The 13,330-nt window shown below is 46.1% G+C and carries 10 protein-coding genes; 6 read left to right on the top strand and 4 right to left on the bottom strand.

All coding sequences use genetic code 11. The features are described from left to right. The first annotated feature begins 82 nt into the window (after window positions 1-82). The 3 genes from rbfA (at window position 83) to rpsO (ending at window position 1,834) form a co-directional block, all read left to right on the top strand. Window positions 83-481: a 30S ribosome-binding factor RbfA gene (gene rbfA / locus BFC18_RS09110; protein ID WP_070125246.1), complete on the top strand. Its 399-nt coding sequence runs from the start codon at window positions 83-85 to the stop codon at window positions 479-481. Further along, window positions 481-1,461, top strand: coding sequence for a tRNA pseudouridine(55) synthase TruB (gene truB, locus BFC18_RS09105; RefSeq protein WP_070125245.1), 981 nt, complete (start codon window positions 481-483; stop codon window positions 1,459-1,461). The genes rbfA and truB overlap by 1 nt, the downstream gene beginning before the upstream one ends. A 103-nt stretch (window positions 1,462-1,564) precedes the next feature. Then, window positions 1,565-1,834 carry a 30S ribosomal protein S15 gene (rpsO, locus tag BFC18_RS09100; RefSeq protein WP_070125244.1) on the top strand — a complete coding sequence of 90 codons (270 nt, stop codon included), beginning with the start codon at window positions 1,565-1,567 and terminating at the stop codon, window positions 1,832-1,834. Between the two features lie 136 nt (window positions 1,835-1,970). On the opposite strand, the gene BFC18_RS09095 is transcribed toward rpsO, so the two are convergent. Both BFC18_RS09095 and BFC18_RS09090 read right to left on the bottom strand, forming a co-directional pair. Beyond that, window positions 1,971-2,786, bottom strand: a complete 816-nt coding sequence (locus tag BFC18_RS09095) for a hypothetical protein (protein WP_070125243.1) — start codon at window positions 2,784-2,786, stop codon at window positions 1,971-1,973. Window positions 2,787-2,948: 162 nt separating this feature from the next. Continuing rightward, on the bottom strand, window positions 2,949-4,502 hold the full coding sequence (locus tag BFC18_RS09090) for a bifunctional GNAT family N-acetyltransferase/carbon-nitrogen hydrolase family protein (RefSeq protein WP_070125422.1): 1,554 nt from the start codon (window positions 4,500-4,502) through the stop codon (window positions 2,949-2,951). A 173-nt stretch (window positions 4,503-4,675) separates the two neighbouring features. On the opposite strand from BFC18_RS09090, the gene BFC18_RS09085 reads away from it, so the two are divergent. After that, window positions 4,676-5,335: a 2OG-Fe(II) oxygenase gene (locus tag BFC18_RS09085; protein WP_070125242.1), complete on the top strand. Its 660-nt coding sequence runs from the start codon at window positions 4,676-4,678 to the stop codon at window positions 5,333-5,335. Here the strand turns inward: BFC18_RS09085 and BFC18_RS09080 are convergent. Continuing rightward, complete coding sequence (locus BFC18_RS09080; RefSeq protein WP_483757030.1) at window positions 5,316-9,017, bottom strand: PAS domain S-box protein; 3,702 nt, start codon at window positions 9,015-9,017, stop codon at window positions 5,316-5,318. The genes BFC18_RS09085 and BFC18_RS09080 overlap by 20 nt on opposite strands. 132 nt (window positions 9,018-9,149) lie before the next feature. Here BFC18_RS09080 and BFC18_RS09075 point away from each other — a divergent pair, with 132 nt between their 5' ends. Then, window positions 9,150-10,097: a diguanylate cyclase gene (locus tag BFC18_RS09075; protein ID WP_070125240.1), complete on the top strand. Its 948-nt coding sequence runs from the start codon at window positions 9,150-9,152 to the stop codon at window positions 10,095-10,097. 138 nt (window positions 10,098-10,235) lie between these two features. Further along, a complete protein-coding gene (locus BFC18_RS09070; RefSeq protein WP_070125239.1) occupies window positions 10,236-11,912 on the top strand; it encodes a response regulator in 1,677 nt (558 codons plus the stop codon). A 23-nt stretch (window positions 11,913-11,935) separates the two neighbouring features. On the opposite strand, the gene BFC18_RS09065 is transcribed toward BFC18_RS09070, so the two are convergent. Continuing rightward, a complete protein-coding gene (locus tag BFC18_RS09065) occupies window positions 11,936-13,297 on the bottom strand; it encodes a DUF2252 family protein (protein WP_245680364.1) in 1,362 nt (453 codons plus the stop codon). Between the last annotated feature and the right edge of the window lie 33 nt (window positions 13,298-13,330).

Below are 13,330 nucleotides of genomic sequence, written 5' to 3'. Positions count from 1 at the left end.
CCTGTTAAGGCATATTGATTAAAGCGGGGGCAGCAGCCCCCGTTTTTGTCCGTATCGTATTTTCAGGCATGAGGAGTCGAATATGGCACGGGAATTTTCTCGTACAGACAGAGTGGCGCAACAGGTTCACAAAGAAGTTGCCAGCATTCTGCAGAATGAATATAAGCATCGCGTGGGCGACATGCCAATGATTACTGTGGCAGATGTTGAAGTATCCCGCGATCTGGCGCACGCAAAAATCTTTATTTCCATTTATGGTGCTGAAGAAGATGAGGCGAAAGCGCACACCAAACAGCTGGAAGAACAGAAGGGCTTTGTCCGTTCGCTGCTGGCCAAACGCCTGCGTATGCGCAGCGTGCCGCATCTGCATTTCTTCCGCGATGAATCGCTAACCGAAGGTATTCGTATCTCTAATCTGGTTTCTGAAACCATTGCTAAAGATGAAGCGAAAAATAAACAGCGGGATGAAGAGCAGGATTAATGGGCAGACGTCGTAAAGGCCGCAGTATCAATGGCGTATTGCTGTTGAATAAGCCATTGGGCGGTTCATCTAATCAGATCTTGCAAAAGGTGCGCTGGTGTTACAAAGCGGCGAAAGCCGGCCACACAGGCGCATTAGATCCTCTTGCCAGCGGTATGTTGCCCATTTGTCTGGGCGAAGCCACCAAGTTTTCCCAGTTCCTGCTGGATGCCGATAAAACCTATGAAGTGACCATGCAGCTTGGTGTGCGAACGACTACCTCTGATGCCGATGGCGAAGTGGTGGAAGAGAAGCCTGTGAATGTGTCTGAACAGCAGGTACGCGATGCCTGTCTGAGTTTTCTTGGTCAAAGCAAGCAAATCCCTTCTATGTTCTCTGCATTGAAGCATCAGGGTAAGCCGCTGTATCACTATGCTCGTCAGGGAATAACCGTAGAGCGTGAAGCCCGTGATATCACCATCTTTGAGCTGGAAATTACCCGTATGGCGTTGCCAGAAGTGGATATGCGTGTACGCTGCTCCAAAGGGACGTATATCCGTTCACTGGTTGATGATATTGGTCAGCAGCTTGCGTGTGGTGGTTACGTAACGCGCTTGCATCGCACCGAAGTCGCCGATTATCCCACCGACAGAATGGTTAGCCTTGATGACGTCATCGCCATTCAGGAAAGCCTGGAAGAAGGCAAATTTGATAAGCTGGACTGCCTGCTATTGCCAATGGATACAGCGGTATTGTCGCTACCAGCTATTTATCTGGATAACGAGCAGTATCAACGGTTCGAGCATGGTCAAAGTGTATGCGGTAAAACGGAAAGTGCGTTAGAGGCTGGTGTGCAATATCGCGTTTACGTGGAAAATGCCGACGGAAACCTGTTCTTAGGCGTCGGTGAAGGGGTATTAGCGCCTAAAGATCAGCCCAGAGCTAACGCCGGTGAGGTTTTTGTGTCTCCCCGACGCCGTGTGGTCTACGAGGCGGTCTGAGTCGGAATTTACTTGCGAATTATAGCGCCATCGTTATAATACGCGCTCTCATAATTTCGCTGAATTAGTGATCGGCGAAATTTAATCCAATCAGGAGAATATTATGTCACTAACTAAAGAAGAAACTGCACAAATCGTTGCTGATTATGGCGTTAAAGAAGGTGATACTGGTTCACCTGAAGTACAAGTAGCTCTGTTGACTCACAACATCAACAAACTGCAAGGTCACTTCTCTGGTCATAAGAAAGATCACCACTCACGTCGTGGTCTGCTGCGCATGGTTAGCCAGCGTCGTAAACTGCTTGACTACCTGAAAGGTAAGAACGCAGAACGTTATCTTGATCTGATCAAGCGTTTGGGCCTGCGTCGCTAAGACAAAGTTTCAAACGAAAAAAGCGCCTCAGGGCGCTTTTTTTGTGTCTGCTGATTGGCTAGCAACATTTATCATGCAGCAAAGAATAAAAAGGCAACCCGAAGGTTGCCTGATAAGCCTTGCAATATTACGGTTTCTACTGACCCTGAGGCACATTTGGTGTTGTGGCACCTGGTTGGCTCACCACCACCTTGGTCGCAATATCGCGAATTTCATTTTCCATACTGGTTAATCGGCTGGCCAAGCTGGCGTTACGATTTTCCAACACGGAGATTTTTTCGGTCAGATTTTTCACTGTTTGCTGTTGAGATGATTTATCACTGGTGGCTTGTTCAAGCTGCAAATTCAGTGCAAGAATTTCATCTGCAATGCCGCTCAATTGATTGTTCAGCGACGCAAGTTTGGTCTGATCGGCGGTGACATCTTCAGTCACCGTGGTAATTGATTTCTTTAGGCTGTTTTCAGTGGCGTTGAGTTTGTCGCCCAAATCAGTAATTTCCTTCTGATTACGACGCCAGGCTGACGCCCAAAGTTTGTCCATTTGATCCCACAACTCTTCAGATTTATCGGTAAGCTCACTTACTTTTACCTGCAGCGCAACGGTTGATTCACCCATTTCTTCGCCTGTCGCAGATAACTTACGCTCAAGTTGTGCAATACGCGATTCAGCATCGGCAGCGACTTCTTTTTGTAGTTGAAGTTGTTGGAATAAATAATAACAACCACCGATACCTGCTAGTGCAACGACAGCGACCAGGGCAATCCATAAACCGTTATTGCCACCGCTCGTCTTCGCTGGCGCTGACGTAGATTTGCCTGAAGTACTCGTTGAATCGCTCGTTGGCGCTTTAATAGTATGGCTGGAAGGCTGTTTTTTATGCTGGTAGTCGCGACGATCTTCCTCGTCTAATCGGATAGTCGGGAAATCATCGTTTCTGGAATCGTTGGACATACTTACTCTTTTAGATAACTAAACTACAGGACTCAGGTACTTATTCAAAGAATGGTACTCTTTACCTCATACCAATACCATTCTCTGGCTCAAATAACAATAAACAACTGCATAGAGCGGGCCAGACATTGTCTTTTCCGCTCTTTTTGTTGTTAACAGGGGTTATTTATCTCCGAGCCACTGTACCCGATACAAATCTCTGCGTCGATCCAGATAGTTTCGTACCGAACCTTCATTTTGCAGTTTGGTAAGCTTATCGAGGTCAAGATCGACAATCAGGGTCATTTCTGTATTTGGCGTGGTCTCAGACACAATGGCATCGTGTGGGAACGAAAAATCTGACGGTGAGAACACCGCAGTTTGCCCATATTGGATATCAACGTTATCCACTTTCGGAAGATTTCCCACACTACCGGCAATGGCCACGTAGCATTCGTTCTCAATGGCGCGGGCTTGTGCGCATCGACGCACACGCAGGTAGCCATTTTTGGTATCGGTCCAGAACGGCACAAACAAAATTTGCATTTCTTGTTCAGATTGCAAACGGGCCAGTTCCGGGAATTCCACATCGTAACAAATCAAAATACCGATTTTGCCGAAGTCAGTATCGAACACATTGAGGTCGTTACCTCCTTTCATGATCCAATCTTTTTTCTCATGAGGTGTCGGGTGGATTTTGTATTGGCTGTCGATAGTACCGTCGCGACGACACATGTAGCTCACGTTATACAGTTCTTCATCTTCTACTACCGGCATAGAACCCGCAATGATGGTAATGTTGTAGCTCAACGCCAGGTTCGAAATGGCATTAAGAATTTCATCGGTATAGCTGGCAAGGTGCCAGATAGCATCGATTGATTCCTGAGATTCACTCAATCCCATGAGCGGTGCGTTGAAAAATTCAGGGAACAACGCCACATCACAGCCGTAGTCGGATAGGGCATCAACGAAGTATTCTACTTGTTGCAGCAGTTCTTCAACATTTTCAAAATAACGCATCTGCCATTGAATACAGCCGATACGGGCACTGGATTTCTTGCCGCCGAACAAGCGCGGATTGCCAGGTTCGTAGTAAATGTTGTGCCACTGTAAAAGGGTGGCGTAGCCGCGAGACGCTTCATCCTCGGGTAAGTACGCTTTGAGGATCTGTTTTACTTCGAAGCCATTAGACAACTGGAAGGTGAGAATAGGGTCATAAATGTCTTTAGACTTTACCGCTTCGATATATTCGTACGGGGTCATTTCATGACTATGCTTGCCGTAGTTAGGTATCCGGCCGCCGGCCATAATGGACTGCAGATTGAGATTTCTGCACAGTTCTTTCCGCGCTTCATACAGGCGTCGTCCAAGGCGCAAACCGCGGTACTCAGGGCAAACAATCACTTCAACACCGTAAAGAACATCACCATTTGGATCGTGGGTTGTCAGATAGGCATCACCGGTAATTTCATCGTAGGTGTGTTTGTCATCAAACTGGTCGTAATCGACGATAACAGAAATAGCAAAAGCCACTACCTTACCTTTATCCTCGATACAAATCTGTCCGTCAGGGAAGGTGGTAACTTGCGCCTTGTAGTTTTTAAACGGCCAGGCGCCACCTACATTCGCATAAACCTTATCCATCAACTCTTTAACGTCGTTGTAGTCGTCGAGGGTTAAGTTGCGTAGTTCAAGGTGGTGTTCTGTTTCTTCAATATGATTTGGGTCGTGACTCATTAATGTGCCTATATAACGGGGTTTTACTTCTGACAGTGTATACACAATGACAGAAAGAAAAGATCCTTTCCAGCGACCTGTCGACGACGGTCAAAAATGATGCGAATAGTGATTGCGCAGATGGCGGTTTGGGCGTATAAAGCGGCCAGTTTTTTCACACCAACAATTCATCAATGAGTGCACTTTTAGCAAGCCATCTTCCCACCGACACGAGCTTGTTTGCTCGCATCGCAGACGACATTTATCAGCAAGGATTCAGTGTTCAGGAATATGCCTTACCTGAAAGCCTTGCCAATGGCCTGTGGGAATATAATCGGGCCATGACAGAGAAGCAGTTTCAGCAGGCTGGCATTGGTCGTAAAGACGATTTTCAGGAAAATGATTTTGTGCGTCGAGACGAAATTTGCTGGATTGACGGTACCAGCAAAGCCGGGGCTGACTGGTTGCACTGGACCAGCGAGATGAAAACGTTTTTGAATCGAAGATTGCTACTAGGCTTGTACTCTTTTGAAAGCCATTTCGCGATGTATCAGGAGGGCGCATTCTACAAGCGGCATTTTGATGCATTTAAGGGCCAGGCAAACCGCGTACTTTCATTGGTCACGTACCTTAACCGTGACTGGCAGGAAACCGATGGCGGCCAATTGGTGATGTACATGAATGAGAATGACACCACCGGCATTAAAGTGCTACCGCGGTTTGGCACTGTGGTTGTGTTTCTAAGTGAGGAATTTCCCCACGAAGTGTTGCCCGCCAGCCGTTGTAGAAATTCGATTGCCGGCTGGTTTCGGGTAAACGGTACTATTGGCGATATTATAGATCCCCCTCAATAGCCATCAATTTGGTGGCTGTTTTATAGTCGAGATTCATCACCGCATTAATTATGAGGGTGCTGTTTTCTTGTCCATAAATGGCTTCCAGCAAGCCTCGATAGGGTTCGATATCACTGAGTCGCAGGTACTGGTGGCTATCAATTTTTTCAACCAGATCAGGCAAGCTTACGTTTTGCTGCACCGGCTCCGTTTTCAAATGGCGCTCGCAGGTTTTTAAGGCCTTTCCAATATGGCGATAGACCAGACTAAACTCGTCCTCCAGTTCCCGGGTTGAAGGTAAATTGCCGGCAACTAGTAAGTGTTCAGCCTCTTTTACCAATGTTTCTAAGCGAACGGCTCCTATCGACATCGACATGCCTTTCATTGTGTGCAGGCGGCGAGCTAGGGTTTCTGTGTCGTCGGGAGCAGAAATTTCACGTTCAAAATCACTAAAATGCAGATGAAAGTTTTTGAGCAAACCTAGGTAGGTATGTACGTCGTTGCCCAATCGTCCGATTGCGACATCAAGGTCGAAACCAATAAGTGTTGTTGCCAGCCCACGAAGAAGCGCTTCATCATCGGCGGCTTGCTCTTCATCATGTGGTTTTTGAATGGGTAAAGGCGATCTTTTCTTACCCAGTACGCGTTCGAGCAAGGCATATAAATCTTCACGCACAACGGGTTTAGCGATATGTCCGTCCATGCCAACAGCCGTCACTTTTTCTCTGTCTGCATCCATAACGGCGGCGGACATGGCATAAATTGGTACCGTCTTACCTACAGCCAATTGGCGAATTTTTTCTGCCGCGGTAAAGCCATCCATATTCGGCATCTGTAAGTCCATCAGCACAAGATCGAATGGGTGTTTTTGAAACACGGTGATGGCTTCGTAACCATCTTCGGCCACCTTCACATCCAGGCCGACTGCACTGAGTAACTCAATGGCAACGAATTGATTTGTCGGGTGATCTTCAACAACTAACACCGACGCGTTGTTGAAAATGGGCGTGGTCGATTTGGTATGGGTAGAATTTAACGTTTGTTGTCTTTCTTGCAGGCTAATGACGGAAGCCTCAAGATCAGATAAGAAAAATGGCGTTAGCAGCCAGGCAGAAGCCGTGTTAAGTATAATCTCACTGGCGTTTTGGTGGTAATAGCCCTCTGTACTCAAAAATATGATGCCGCACCTGATGTTAGCAGTGGAGTGGGTGAGTAGTGTTTCTACCAGGCGGGTTTTATCGGCGTCGGTGAGTATGGTGGTGTCGACAATCACGATATCCCAGGTTTCAACCCCACTGGGCTCGAGGCGATGCAGGTTATTATCCAATGTCACTGTGGCTCGCATAGATTCAAAAAATTGCATCATCAGTTCGATTTCGGGCGACATACTGCCTATCAATAAAATATCTTGATCATCCAATTTGCCATCGACAGGGGATTTAAGTGTTTTATCTGTAGTGAGGGGCAATACGAGATTAAATTGGCTTCCTTGATCCACAACGCTATCAACGGTTATCGAGCCATTTAATAGCTTTGACAAGTGCTGCGATATGGCAAGGCCCAAGCCTGTGCCACCGAAACGGCGGCCGATGGAACCATCTGCCTGAGAAAAAGATTGAAACAATGAATCCAATTTAGCTTCTTCAATACCAATACCAGTATCAGCGACAGTGAAAGCCACTTTGTGCGTGCCAGAAATAGTACTTTGTTGGCTGGAGACCGTCAGCGAAACGGTGCCTTTTTCAGTAAACTTGATTGCATTACCTAATAAGTTATTCAGTATTTGTGCTATACGTGGGGCGTCGCCTACAACGAAGCGTGGTACCTCACTATCAATATGGCATTCAGTTTTCAGGCCTTTCTGGTTGGCCGTAGTTGAAAATAAATGAATGCAATTTGAGAGCATTTTATAAAGGTCGAAAGGCTCATTAACGATTTCAAATTTACCCGCTTCGAGTTTCGAATAGTCGAGGATATCGTTCAGAATTTGCAGCAATGAGCGTGACGAAGACTGCACTTTCTTCAAATATTCACGCTGCTTGTTGCCCATTTCCATTTTTAACACCATATCCGTTAATGCGATGACTGCATTCATTGGCGTGCGAATTTCATGACTCATGTTTGCCAGAAACTCACTCTTGGAATGGTTAGCGTTCTCCGCTTTGTCTTTCAGAGAAACCAGGTTCTCCTGCATCCTTTTTTGCGGGGTAATATCTAGAAAAGAGCCTATGAGTTGGGTTGGCTTGCCTTTATTGTCACGCTCGAAAACTAGATCCTGCGCCATTAGCCAAAGCCAATGGCCGTTCGCATGGCGGACACGATAGAAAAGCGTGAATGCGCTGTTTCCATCTTCTCCTTTCATCAGGTGAGAAAAATGATTGATTACCTTTAACTGGTCATCCTGATGAATAATTGAATTGATGCCGGTATCCAGATTATTAATATCGTTCAGGTTGTAGCCAGTAATCGTTTCAAAACGGTCATTAACAAAACGGTTCTTTCTGGTTGCAATATCAAAAATATAAACGCCAGCAATAGACGCATTGATTGCTCTATGAATAATGTTTTCGCGCTCAATCAAGCTGTCTTCAAACTGTTTTTGCTCGGTAATATCTTCAAACATGATGGCCAGCTTGCCAGCAGAGACATAGAACAAATAAAGTTGAAATTCGCTGTGAGATATTCCCGACGTTGTGAAGGGCATTTTTAACGTTTGGCTACTTTCTGCGCAAAAAAGTGTCATCTTCTCTTTTAGTTGCGTGTCGGCCAGGAAAGGGTCATCCGCATGTGCCGAAAGCAGTGTGTCTGCCACCGGGTTTTGATGCACCAGGTGAAACGCATCACCGTTTTGTTGATAAATACACACGCCAAGCGGAATGTGGGCGAGCAGATTTTCCGTTGTAGCGACGCTGCTGGCTAATGCTTCCTGGTGCTGAATACGTTCACTGATATCCAAAAGCGAAACGTAAATTATCTCGGGATCATGTTGTGCTCGGGTTAAACGTATTTCCAGAGGGACCGACTTTCCACTTTTAGTTACCCCATTTACAATGCGGTTTCTGGCCATATCACGGGTTGTTTCATCACTGTTGATGAACTGCGCCATAAGCGATGTGTGAATCGCTTTAAATTCTGGTGAAACAAGCAGGTTGACGTGCTGATTTTCCAATTCTGATTTTTCATAACCAAATATCTGGCAAACAGCTTTGTTGGCAACTGAGATGATGCCGTCGCCGGTGATCACCAAAATACCGACATGTGCACTGTCTGTGCTGTCGCGTAATACTCGTTCTTGTCGGTTTTTATTTTCCTGTTGGAGCAGTTTAATCTTGGTTTGATTCGCTTCTTCAACACTTTTTTTCAACTGATCGACGGTAGGTAATTGCAGAGCGGCCGGAATAGAACTATAAACCTTATAAGCAGTAAAGCATGAAACGATTGCCGTAAGGAGTTTTAGCATGCCATGGAGCCCATAAGCTCCGTTCCAAATGATAAATATGCTGACAAAGTGTGTAATGCCGCAGAGGGCGATAAATAGGGAAAAAAGCAGAAACAAGCCTTTGAATTTAAGATCGGTTCTTCGCCTAACGAAGTAGTAAAGTGCTAGGGGAATCGAAAAATAGGAAGTGGCAATAAGTAAGTCAGCTAGAACGTTTAACCAAAGGACTTCCGGGATCCACTGATAACAAACGCCATGAGGCATGTAATCGGTTCTGAGCAAGTTTTCCAGGGATGAAGACATAAAATTAATTTTTGTTTGCCATGTGTCTCATAATAGAAAGGTTTTTGTTGAACTGCTAATTGTTGTTGAATAAATGAAACAGGATTTCAAAAAATGTCTACACCACGCTCGCGGATTTTAATTGTCGATGACGACGTTGCGACTATCAGACTTATCGCGGAAGCATTAGCGCCAGACTACGAAGTTATTATTGCTACCAATGCTGAAGAGGGATTGGAGCAAGCCAAATGCACTGAGCCGCAATTGATCTTGCTGGACGTGCTGATGCCCCAAATTAACGGCTTTGCGTTGTGCCGCAAATTAAAGTCTGATGAGCAAACACGTAAAATCCCCGTCGTTTTTGTTACGGGTCTGGCGGAAGTGAGTGATCAAGCCAGAGGATTCGAAATCGGCGCCGTCGATTACATCACCAAACCCATAGAGGTGCCCCTATTACGGGCCCGGGTAAAAGCCCATATCCGACTGTATTTACAAAACCTGCAATTAGAATCTCTGGCCGCAACGGATTCACTGACCGGGTTATCTAACCGACGCAAATTTGACGAGAGCCTTACCCACGAAATTGAGCGCTGTCAGCGAAGTCAAAGCGAACTCGCCTTGATAATGATTGATATCGATGATTTTAAAGCCTACAACGATACCTATGGTCATGGAAAAGGCGATGACTGCTTGGTAACCGTGGCCAATGTTTTGAAAAATAGTGCCAGACGGGGTACCGACTTATGCTGTCGACTTGGTGGTGAAGAGTTTGCCATTATTCTCGGTGAAACAGACCGTGTGGGCGCCATGTCATTAGGTGAAAGCATTATTTCGAAATTTCGCGACCTGCAAATAGAACACGTCAGTGCTAGTAGCCATCCTTATCTTACAGTCAGTATTGGCGTGTCTGTGATGGATTTAAGAAGCGCGCTGAGAAATCGCGTTGAGGGTAGGGAGTTGGTCGATAAAGCGGATGAAGCCCTTTATCGAGCGAAATCCATGGGTCGCAACAGAGTTGAATTCACCCCTCTTAATTTTCCTATGGTTAAGAAGATCAGTTAGCCGCGCTTACCCTGAATACCAGGGATTGCCAGATACCGGGTATCCGTTTATTGTAAGTGATACTCAAGACGCACCGATGGATTAAGTTCAACGATTGCGTCTGCTATTCCTCAGATTGCAGTAAAATTGGACAGAACATTGGAAAAGTTTCCCCCCGTCACGCCTGTTGATGATTTAAAAGCACTTATTATTGATAATCAGGGGTTAGTCCATGATGTGGTAAGTAATGCGCTGAAAGATGCGGGCATTCTTCGCGTCGACAGTGCATTTAATGCTTTTCATGCCATTCGGTTGTGTGATGAAAACGTGTACGACATCGTCATGATCGCATTCAATGTCAGCAGCGATAAAGACGGCTTCCATCTGTTTGAAGAACTCAAGCATTATCAGCATATTACTGATAAAACGACGGTTGTGTTTCTTAGTGCAGAAACGAGCCAGGCACTGGTCAATTGTATTGTTGAGCTACAACCGGACGATTTTTGGGTTAAACCGCTAGATAAAAAGCGCGTCACTCAGCGATTTCAATATCTACTCAATATTCGTAGAAAGTTACATAAGCTACTCTGCTGTCTACAAAATCACGACTACTCCTCGGCAATTTATTATGCAGAGCGCCAACTAACGGATAAAACCGTGAGTGAATTTCATCCACGGTTGAAACGCATTATTGGTGAAAGTTACCTTGCACTGCGAGACTACAACAAAGCAGAGGCTTATTTTCACGACCTGTTGAAACAGTACGATCATGCCTGGATACACATTGGTCTTGCTCGGGCGCTGCTACGGCAACATAAGATGGAAGAAGCCGAAAGTTTGCTGGAAGACTTACTGGCGCGGGATGATACCCGTTTTATGACCTACGACTTGCTGGCGCAATATTACATCGAGAAAGAACAGTTTGATAAAGCGTATGAGCAAATGCGCGAGGCAAGTAAGCTAGCTCCCAGGAATATTGAGCGAAATAAACGGGTTTGGGACCTGGCAAGGTTGAATCATGACAAGTTAGGGCAACTGCTCGCCGTTCAAAATATGGCGAAATATGCAAAAAATTCTATCCATGATTCTCCCGAGCTGACACTCAATGTACTGCGAACGACGGTCGATGTGGCGACATCGGCTAATGGGGCTGAAGCGGAGAAGTTAGTTAAAAAAGTTGAAACCGACCTTATTGAATTCGAGCGTCAACAAGGGCTAGACAAAGAACTCGCCGATCAACGCGCAGTGTTACAAGCAAGACTGCTGTGCTTGAAAAATGACAAAAAGTCAGCTGAAGCCATCATGAAGACGAAGCGTCCGGATACCGACGGATTATCGATGGAGGACAACCTCGACAAAATGAAAGCGTTTCATGAGCTCGGCATGCGCGAACATTGCTTATCGATGTTAGAGAAATTACATCGTCAGATTGCAGGTGATACCTTTACCAGTCAGGTGGTTGATGAATATCTCAAACAGGAATCTATTGAGAGAAAAGAAATCAACTTTACTACCCGCGAACTGAAAGAAATGGCGGCGGTGAACTACAAAGAAAACCGTTTTGGCCCGGCTTATCAAAATCTTAAACAAGCGCTGACGCTTTCTCCCGACAACAAGCAGATTGCGCTCAGTTTGTTGAAAATCATGGTACAGCTTAATAAGAAAGAACCGCTTAACGACGCGCAAATCGAAACCGCGGTGAAAGCGGCAGTGTTACTGAGTGACGATTACCTGGGGCCTGCCCAAGCGGCGAAGCGAGATGAGTACGTTGCGCAGATGAATATCGCCGCGCAAATCCAGGAGAAAATGACGGTTTCAGAGAACCTGTTGAGTTAACTACTCCGGCTTTCAACAATCGCTCAGCATGTTGCTGAGCGTTGTCCTCGAAAGTAAGCTACCCAATCGGCATGGTCTGACTTCACTTGTTCTGCATACTCCAAACTGATCCTGCGCAGCGCATCCCGGGTTGTTTCCAATACCGATAATGCCGCCAATTCAAATTCCACAGAGCGGCGGTCACCGCGACAATGTGCAAATGCCAGCGCTTCTCCGCAAACTTGTGCAAAATCGACAAATCCCCCGTCAATACTACGGTTACCCATACAGATATCTTCTGGATTTATACCCACTCTCGCGTGGTGTCTTGAACGAATAAGCCAGTGTTTATCCGACCATTCTGCTTCATCGAGTAAGAGATCTGGCCGTCGCTTCATTTTACGCTGACAGCGCGCGGTTAAATGGGCGGGGTTTAATCGGTTTACCGGTGATAAGTCTGGATAATAAAACAGGGGTGCTGCTTCCCGCTGCTGCTTTACTTCGACAATATGGCAACGGGAAAAGGTGGCTTCATTATGGGGCTTGGCTGGGCCGACGAGAAAATAAAAGCGATCGAGATTGTTCGAACCGGTACCAGCATGATTGCGCTGAACAATATCAATGACATCGTCATCCATATACGGGGCAAAGGCTTGTTTAACCGCAGTATAATAATGCGGAGCTAATGGGGTGAATTTGTCACTATTTTTGCGAAACGCCAAACCGTCATCCCGCATTTGTACGGCCTTTGCCAGCGCACTTTTCGTTAAAAATTCCTCACCGCCTGCGGCTCTGGCGCAAGCCTTATTGTAAAACTTATGCAAACGGGTGCCGGGCATGATGTCTTCTACGGCATCATAGAGTGCCGTGGGGTCGTCAGCAACCCGTTCGCATACTGTGAGGTAGCCATCGAGGAATGCGTCCATGGCGAGCTCAACGTGTTCACTATCGATAACGGCTTTATTCGTAGCCTGCTTAGCCGATTCATATTTACCGCTGCGGACGCCTTCACAATGTTCTCTGGCAAGCTCAAGTGACACAAGAAAGCGAACAATATCCCATCCGGCGTGACCTACGCAGGCATCGTCAAAATCATTGGGAGAAAAAATAATAATATCGCCATGAGAGCCTTCTTCGGTCATAAAGCCAAAGTTACTCATGTGACAGTCGCCTACCACGCACGTTAACGGCAAGGAGAGCAGGGCAGCGTCAACTTGTACATTTCCAGCCTTCCAGTCGGCGTAAAAAAGCTGGGCACTTCCACGATAGAACGTAAAAGGCGACTGTGCCATTTTAGCGTGCTTGATAAGCAAAGGATCGGGAGATCGCCCATCGATTCGAAGAATGTGTGTATCGACAAATTGGTGTCGCGGACTCAGTCCGGTAAAGCTATTTTCTGTCATCATAACGTCACTTGAACTTATTATTTGAGTTTGTCA

It is taken from the genome of Alteromonas confluentis (assembly GCF_001757105.1).
Lineage (GTDB): Bacteria > Pseudomonadota > Gammaproteobacteria > Enterobacterales > Alteromonadaceae > Alteromonas > Alteromonas confluentis.
The sequence above is the reverse complement of the archived record's forward strand: the minus strand, read 5'-3'. Positions and strand labels throughout refer to the sequence as shown.